At 68.7% G+C, this 6,496-nt stretch carries 7 protein-coding genes; 5 read left to right on the forward strand and 2 right to left on the reverse strand.

Annotation, left to right across the window (positions count from 1 at the left end):
- The first annotated feature begins 22 nt into the window (after positions 1-22).
- Both dapB and EF387_RS44035 read left to right on the forward strand, forming a co-directional pair.
- Positions 23-775 (forward strand): 4-hydroxy-tetrahydrodipicolinate reductase, encoded by a 753-nt coding sequence (gene dapB / locus EF387_RS44030; protein ID WP_128382223.1) that lies wholly within the window; start codon positions 23-25, stop codon positions 773-775.
- A 7-nt stretch (positions 776-782) separates the two neighbouring features.
- Entirely contained in the window at positions 783-1,238 is a 456-nt protein-coding gene (locus EF387_RS44035; RefSeq protein ID WP_128382224.1) for a tetratricopeptide repeat protein, read from the forward strand.
- A 95-nt stretch (positions 1,239-1,333) separates the two neighbouring features.
- Here the strand turns inward: EF387_RS44035 and EF387_RS44040 are convergent, their stop codons facing one another.
- Both EF387_RS44040 and EF387_RS44045 read right to left on the reverse strand, forming a co-directional pair.
- Positions 1,334-1,894: a hypothetical protein gene (locus tag EF387_RS44040; RefSeq protein WP_128382225.1), complete on the reverse strand. Its 561-nt coding sequence runs from the start codon at positions 1,892-1,894 to the stop codon at positions 1,334-1,336.
- A 130-nt stretch (positions 1,895-2,024) separates the two neighbouring features.
- Complete coding sequence (locus tag EF387_RS44045; RefSeq protein WP_128382226.1) at positions 2,025-2,264, reverse strand: hypothetical protein; 240 nt, start codon at positions 2,262-2,264, stop codon at positions 2,025-2,027.
- A 199-nt stretch (positions 2,265-2,463) separates the two neighbouring features.
- Here EF387_RS44045 and thyX point away from each other — a divergent pair, with 199 nt between their 5' ends.
- The 3 genes from thyX to EF387_RS44060 all read left to right on the forward strand — a co-directional run bounded on the left by thyX (position 2,464) and on the right by EF387_RS44060 (position 6,140).
- Positions 2,464-3,204 carry an FAD-dependent thymidylate synthase gene (gene thyX / locus EF387_RS44050; RefSeq protein WP_128382227.1) on the forward strand — a complete coding sequence of 247 codons (741 nt, stop codon included), beginning with the start codon at positions 2,464-2,466 and terminating at the stop codon, positions 3,202-3,204.
- Between the two features lie 223 nt (positions 3,205-3,427).
- Entirely contained in the window at positions 3,428-4,327 is a 900-nt protein-coding gene (dapA, locus tag EF387_RS44055; RefSeq protein ID WP_128382228.1) for a 4-hydroxy-tetrahydrodipicolinate synthase, read from the forward strand.
- Positions 4,328-4,454: 127 nt separating this feature from the next.
- The gene (locus EF387_RS44060) at positions 4,455-6,140 is read left to right on the forward strand and encodes a ribonuclease J (protein WP_128382229.1); all 1,686 of its coding nucleotides are present in this window, start codon (positions 4,455-4,457) and stop codon (positions 6,138-6,140) included.
- Positions 6,141-6,496: the final 356 nt, after the last annotated feature.

Consider the following 6,496-nt stretch of genomic DNA (forward strand, 5'->3'; position numbering starts at 1 on the left):
TCTTCCCGGTAAGGAACAAGCAATGAGCAAGCTGCGCGTGGCGGTCATCGGAGCCAAGGGCCGGATCGGATCAGAGGCCGTACGGGCCGTCGAGGCCGCCGAGGACATGGAACTGGTGGCCGCGCTCGGCCGGGGCGACCAGCTGCAGACGCTGCTCGACACCGGCGCCGAAGTCGCCGTGGAGCTGACCACGCCCGACTCGGTCATGGGCAACCTCGAATTCTGCGTGCGGGCCGGCATCCACGCCGTGGTCGGCACGACGGGCTGGAACGACGAGCGCCTCGCCCGGCTCCGGTCCTGGCTCGACGCCTCCCCGCGGACGGGCGTACTGATCGCACCGAACTTCTCCATCGGCGCGGTCCTGACCATGAAGTTCGCCGAAGCCGCGGCGCCCTACTTCGAATCCGTCGAGGTCATTGAGCTGCACCACCCGAAGAAGGTGGACGCCCCGAGCGGCACAGCCGCCCGCACCGCCCAGCTCATCGCCGCCGCCCGCGACCGCGCGGGCAGCGCCCCGCAGCCCGACGCCACCGCCACCGCCCTGGACGGGGCCCGCGGCGCGGACGTCGACGGCATCCCGGTGCACTCGGTCCGGCTGCGCGGCCTCCTCGCCCACCAGGAGGTCCTCCTCGGCGGCGAGGGCGAGACGCTCACCATCCGCCACGACTCGCTGCACCACAGCAGCTTCATGCCGGGCATCCTGCTCGGCGCCCGCCGCGTCGTGACCACCCCGGGCCTCACCTTCGGCCTGGAACACTTCCTGGACCTGGGCTGACCCTCAGATGCGCGCGAAGATCACCTACGCCGTCACGGCCGCCGTCCTGGTCGTCTACTTCGTCCTGGTCGGCAGCCGCGGGGTCATGCTCATCCAGAGCGGCACCCCCATCACGGTCACCTTCGGTGTCGCCGTGCTGGTCCTGCCTGTGATCGGTCTGTGGTTCCTGTGGAAGAACACCCAGTTCGTCCGCAAGGCCAACCAGCTCGCCGCCGAACTCGACGCCGAGGGCGGGCTGCCCGTGGACGAACTGAAGCGCACCCCGTCCGGGAGGATCGACCGCGCCTCAGCCGACGAGGTCTTCGCCCGGCGCAAGGCCGAGACCGAGGACGCCCCGGACGACTGGCGCAGCTGGTTCCGGCTCGCCATCGCCTACCACGACGCCCGTGACACGCCCCGCGCCCGCAGGGCGATGCAACGCGCCATCGCCCTGCACGACGGCAGGCCGCCCGTGGAGGCGTAGGCGCCGGGCTGAACCGGCCGCACACGCTTCGAGGGCCGGTCCGCACCCGCGGACCAGCCCTCGAAGCGTCAGGGGGCGAGGGGACGCCCGGGGACTCAGCCCCCGCGGTACTCGTCCGCCCACACCTCGACCGCGTCAGCCGCCCGGTCGAAGGCCTCGAACCGGGCCAGGAAGTCGGCGTTGTGCGTGGTCAGCAGCGGCGGCAGATCGTCTTCGGAGCGGTCCTTGCGCGCGAGGACCAGCGCCTGGCCCTGCACCGTGCGCGGCAGACCGAGCCAGCGCACCGGCTGCTGCACCATCCGCACCGCCACGACGTTCTCCCACGGCGTGGTCCGGGTCAGCAGGAAACCGACCCGACGCAATCCGCGCGCACTTACCCAGACACCCATCCGCAGCAGCCGCAGCGCACACACGATGACGAGAAGGGCGCCGACGAGACAGGCCGCCGCGGCGGTCGTCGTCCCGGCGAGCGCGATGATCATGGTGGCGGCGAGCATGTACGAGGCGATCAGCAGGACGAGCGCTGCGGCGCCCACCCGCCAGGGCCCCAGTCGGTAGGGGCGCCGCCAGCGGTCGCGGTCGTCGAAGGGCAGTGCCAGATCGTCCGCCGCCGCCTCGTCGAAAGCGCGATCAGCGGTCAGGAAAGGCAGGGGCACGACTGATCCTCACTCAAAACAATCCACGCGGGCGTTGCCCGGTGAGGCTACCGAGCCGTGTCCCCGCCCACCACCCTGGGGGGCCCGGGGGAGTGCCTCCCCGGCCACGCGGGGCCGGGGAGGCAGGAGGTCACCGCCTGACGGATGCCTCGGACTGCTGGGTGTGCGCGGGCGTCTGGTCGACGGACAGAGCGGGCATCCCGACGATCAGGGAGCCCGCGAGCCCCGCGACCACCGTGAGCCCCAGAAGCCAGCGACCGGCCATCTGGCCGGCGGAGGCGCGCTCACGCGGAGGGGGAGTGACATTACTGCGGAACTTGTCGGCTTCGGCGAGGAAGGCGAAGGGAACGGGCTCGCGCCGACGGAACATGGGAACAGCTACTCCTCAAGGGGTCGAACTGGTCACTGCTACTGGATGAGACGAGTGAGTTCCCCAGACGGTGCCCAGTTTCACCGAATTCACAGAAATCGTCGAAGATTGTCGGGGACGGCCGCCGAACGCCCCGTTGTCAGTACCGCCCCGTAGAGTGGGCGCCGCCCCAGACCGTGACGAAGGGACCCCCCGAGCCGTGTCCGCAACGCCCGCCGACGACCTGAAACCCAGCTTCCGGAGCGACGTCACCGTCGAGCTGGTCAAGCACACCGCGTCCGACGCGGACGTACTGTTCGCCGCCCGCGTCTCGACCCTCGGCGAGCAGTCCCTGGACGAGCTGCGGAAGGACCCGGAGCGCTCCAAGGGCCTGATCAACTTCCTGATGCGGGACCGGCATGGCAGTCCCTTCGAGCACAACTCGATGACCTTCTTCATCAGCGCCCCGATCTTCGTATTCCGGGAGTTCATGCGCCACCGCGTGGGCTGGTCGTACAACGAGGAGTCGGGCCGGTATCGCGAGCTCCAGCCGGTCTTCTACGTCCCGGACGAGTCCCGCAAGCTGGTCCAGGAGGGCCGCCCCGGCAAGTACGTCTTCGTCGACGGCACCCAGGCCCAGCAGGAACTGGTCGGCCGCGTGATGGAGGACTCCTACCGCCACGCCTACGAGGCGTACCAGGAGATGCTCGCCGCCGGAGTCGCCCGCGAGGTGGCCCGCTCGGTCCTCCCGGTCGGCCTCTACTCCTCCATGTACGCGACCTGCAACGCCCGCTCCCTGATGCACTTCCTGGGGCTGCGCACCCAGCACGAGCTGGCGAAGGTGCCGTCGTTCCCGCAGCGGGAGATCGAGATGGTGGGCGAGAAGATGGAGGAGGAGTGGGCCCGGCTGATGCCGCTGACGTACGCGGCCTTCAACGCCAACGGCCGCGTGGCGCCGTAGGACGGGGCCACCCGGTCACGGCGCACCACCGATGTCCGCCGCGGGCAGCGTCAGCCTAGAGCGATGTCCGTATTGCGGTATTTGCATAGGTTCATCTAGCCTGATCAAACGGACCCGGCACTGCTTGAACCCCCGAGCGGGCAGTGCCGGGCTCCACTTTGTCACCACTTGTCGCCTCCCCCGAGGGGGTACCCCGCAATGAGCAGCGAGTAGCGTGTTACCCATGGCTCCGACCTCGACTCCGCAGACCCCCTTCGGGCGGGTCCTCACCGCCATGGTCACGCCCTTCACGGCGGACGGCGCACTCGACCTCGACGGCGCGCAGCGGCTCGCTTCCCATCTGGTGGACGCAGGCAACGACGGCCTGATCATCAACGGCACCACCGGCGAGTCCCCGACCACCAGCGACGCGGAGAAATCGGATCTCGTACGAGCCGTCCTGGAGGCCGTCGGCGACCGGGCGTTCGTGGTCGCGGGCGTCGGCACCAACGACACCCACCAAAGCATCGAACTCGCCCACGCCGCGGAACGCACCGGCGCACACGGCCTGCTCGTGGTGACGCCGTACTACAACAAGCCCCCGCAGGAGGGCCTGTACGCCCACTTCACGGCGGTCGCCGACGCCACCGGACTGCCGGTCATGCTCTACGACATCCCCGGCCGCAGCGGCGTCCCGATCAACACCGAGACACTGGTGCGCCTCGCCGAGCACCCCCGGATCGTCGCCAACAAGGACGCCAAGGGCGACCTCGGCAGAGCCAGCTGGGCCATCGCCCGCTCCCGCCTCGCCTGGTACTCCGGCGACGACATGCTGAACCTGCCGCTGCTCTCGGTCGGCGCCGTCGGCTTCGTTTCCGTGGTCGGCCACGTCGTCACCCCCGAGCTGCGTGCCCTCGTGGACGCCTACACCTCCGGCGACGTCCAGAAGGCCACCGAGATCCACCAGAAGCTGCTCCCGGTCTTCACCGGCATGTTCCGCACCCAGGGCGTCATGACCACCAAGGCGGCGCTCGCCCTGCGGGGCCTGCCCGGCGGGCCGCTGCGCCTGCCCATGGTCTCCCTGTCCCCCGAGGAGACGGCCCAGCTCAAGATCGATCTTGCGGCGGGCGGGGTACAGCTCTGACACCAGACTTCACAACTGAATAGACGGGACGGAGGTCCCGAAATCCCAACCGACAACTGCTTCTGCACGAACGTCATGCGCGCCACGTGCCCGACCGGTACGTGGCGCGCGTGGTCAGGAGAGTCTTTTGAGTCATCCGCATCCTGAACTCGGCCCACCGCCCAAGCTCCCCGACGGCGGCCTGAGGGTCACCCCACTCGGCGGCCTCGGGGAAATCGGCCGAAACATGACCGTCTTCGAGTACGGCGGCCGCCTGCTGATCGTCGACTGCGGAGTGCTCTTCCCCGAGGAGGAGCAGCCCGGAATCGACCTGATCCTGCCGGACTTCAGCTCCGTCAGGGACCGCCTCGACGACATCGAGGGCATCGTCCTCACCCACGGCCACGAGGACCACATCGGCGGTGTCCCCTTCCTCCTCCGCGAGAAGCCGGACATCCCGCTGATCGGCTCCAAGCTGACCCTCGCCCTGATCGAGGCGAAGCTCCAGGAGCACCGCATCCGGCCTTACACGCTCGAGGTCGAGGAAGGCCACCGCGAACGCATCGGCCCCTTCGACTGCGAGTTCGTCGCGGTCAACCACTCCATCCCGGACGCCCTGGCGGTCGCCATCCGCACCCCAGCGGGCATGGCCGTGCACACCGGCGACTTCAAGATGGACCAGCTTCCGCTGGACAACCGCCTCACCGACCTGCACGCGTTCGCCAGGCTCAGCGAGGAGGGAATCGATCTCCTCCTCTCCGACTCGACGAACGCCGAGGTGCCGGGTTTCACCCCGCACGAGCGCGACATCTCGAACGTCCTGCGCCAGGTCTTCGCGGGCGCCCGCAAGCGGATCATCGTGGCCAGTTTCGCCAGCCACGTCCACCGCATCCAGCAGATCCTGGACGCCGCCCACGAGTACGGTCGCCGGGTGGCCTTCGTCGGCCGCTCGATGGTCCGCAACATGGGCATCGCGCGCGACCTCGGCTATCTGAAGGTCCCCCCGGGTCTGGTGGTCGACGTCAAGACCCTCGACGACCTTCCGGACCACGAGGTCGTGCTGGTCTGCACGGGCTCGCAGGGCGAACCGATGGCGGCACTGTCCCGGATGGCCAACAGGGACCACCAGATCCGCATCGTCGACGGCGACACGGTGATCCTTGCTTCGTCGCTCATCCCGGGCAACGAGAACGCCGTCTACCGCGTCATCAACGGACTGACCCGCTGGGGTGCCAACGTCGTCCACAAGGGCAATGCCAAGGTGCACGTCTCCGGCCACGCGTCGGCCGGCGAGTTGCTGTACTTCTACAACATCTGCCGGCCGAAGAACCTCATGCCGGTCCACGGCGAATGGCGCCACCTGCGCGCCAACGCCGAGCTGGGCGCCCTCACCGGCGTCCCGCACGACCGGATCGTGATCGCCGAGGACGGGGTGGTCGTCGACCTCGTCGCGGGCAAGGCCAAGATCGTGGGCAAGGTTCAGGCCGGATACGTGTACGTGGACGGGCTCTCGGTCGGCGACGTCGGCGAGCCCGCGCTCAAGGACCGCAAGATCCTCGGAGACGAGGGCATCATCTCGGTGTTCGTGGTGATGGACTCGTCCACCGGGAAGATCACCGGCGGCCCGCACATCCAGGCCCGCGGTTCGGGCATCGAGGACTCGGCGTTCGCGGCGGTCATCCCGAAGATCACGGAAGTCCTGGAGCGATCGGCCCAGGACGGTGTCGTGGAACCCCACCAACTGCAGCAACTCGTCCGGCGCACGCTGGGCAAGTGGGTCTCCGACAGCTACCGTCGCCGCCCGATGATCCTGCCGGTCGTGGTCGAGGTCTGACACCTCATCAGGGCTGACCCGAGCCCCGAACCCGGAGCGGGGCGCCTCGATTTGCATCGCGGCGCCCCGCTCCAGTACGTTTACGGCTCCGCCTGAACGGGAACCCGGTCGCCTCGTGCACCAGAAACCGGTGCACGAACAGGGCGGGAATATCTGACTCAGAACTTCTGTTAAAGTCAGAGTCGCCGGAAAAGAGAAACGCGAATAAGCGGATTTCGGAACGGCAGCGAGAATCCCGCCGACTGGGAATCGGGTCCGAAAGGATCTGATAGAGTCGGAAACGCAAGACCGAAGGGAAGCGCCCGGAGGAAAGCCGCGAGAGAGTCTCTCGGGTGAGTACAAAGGAAGCGTCCGTT

Source organism: Streptomyces cavernae (assembly GCF_004023625.1).
Taxonomy (GTDB): domain Bacteria; phylum Actinomycetota; class Actinomycetes; order Streptomycetales; family Streptomycetaceae; genus Streptomyces; species Streptomyces cavernae.

Coding starts and splice junctions, on each gene's coding strand:
- dapB (WP_128382223.1), top strand. CDS start 23: ATGAGCAAGCTGCGCGTGGCGGTCATCGGAGCCAAGGGCCGGATCGGA.
- EF387_RS44035 (WP_128382224.1), top strand. CDS start 783: ATGCGCGCGAAGATCACCTACGCCGTCACGGCCGCCGTCCTGGTCGTC.
- dapA (WP_128382228.1), top strand. CDS start 3,428: ATGGCTCCGACCTCGACTCCGCAGACCCCCTTCGGGCGGGTCCTCACC.
- EF387_RS44045 (WP_128382226.1), bottom strand. CDS start 2,264: ATGTTCCGTCGGCGCGAGCCCGTTCCCTTCGCCTTCCTCGCCGAAGCC.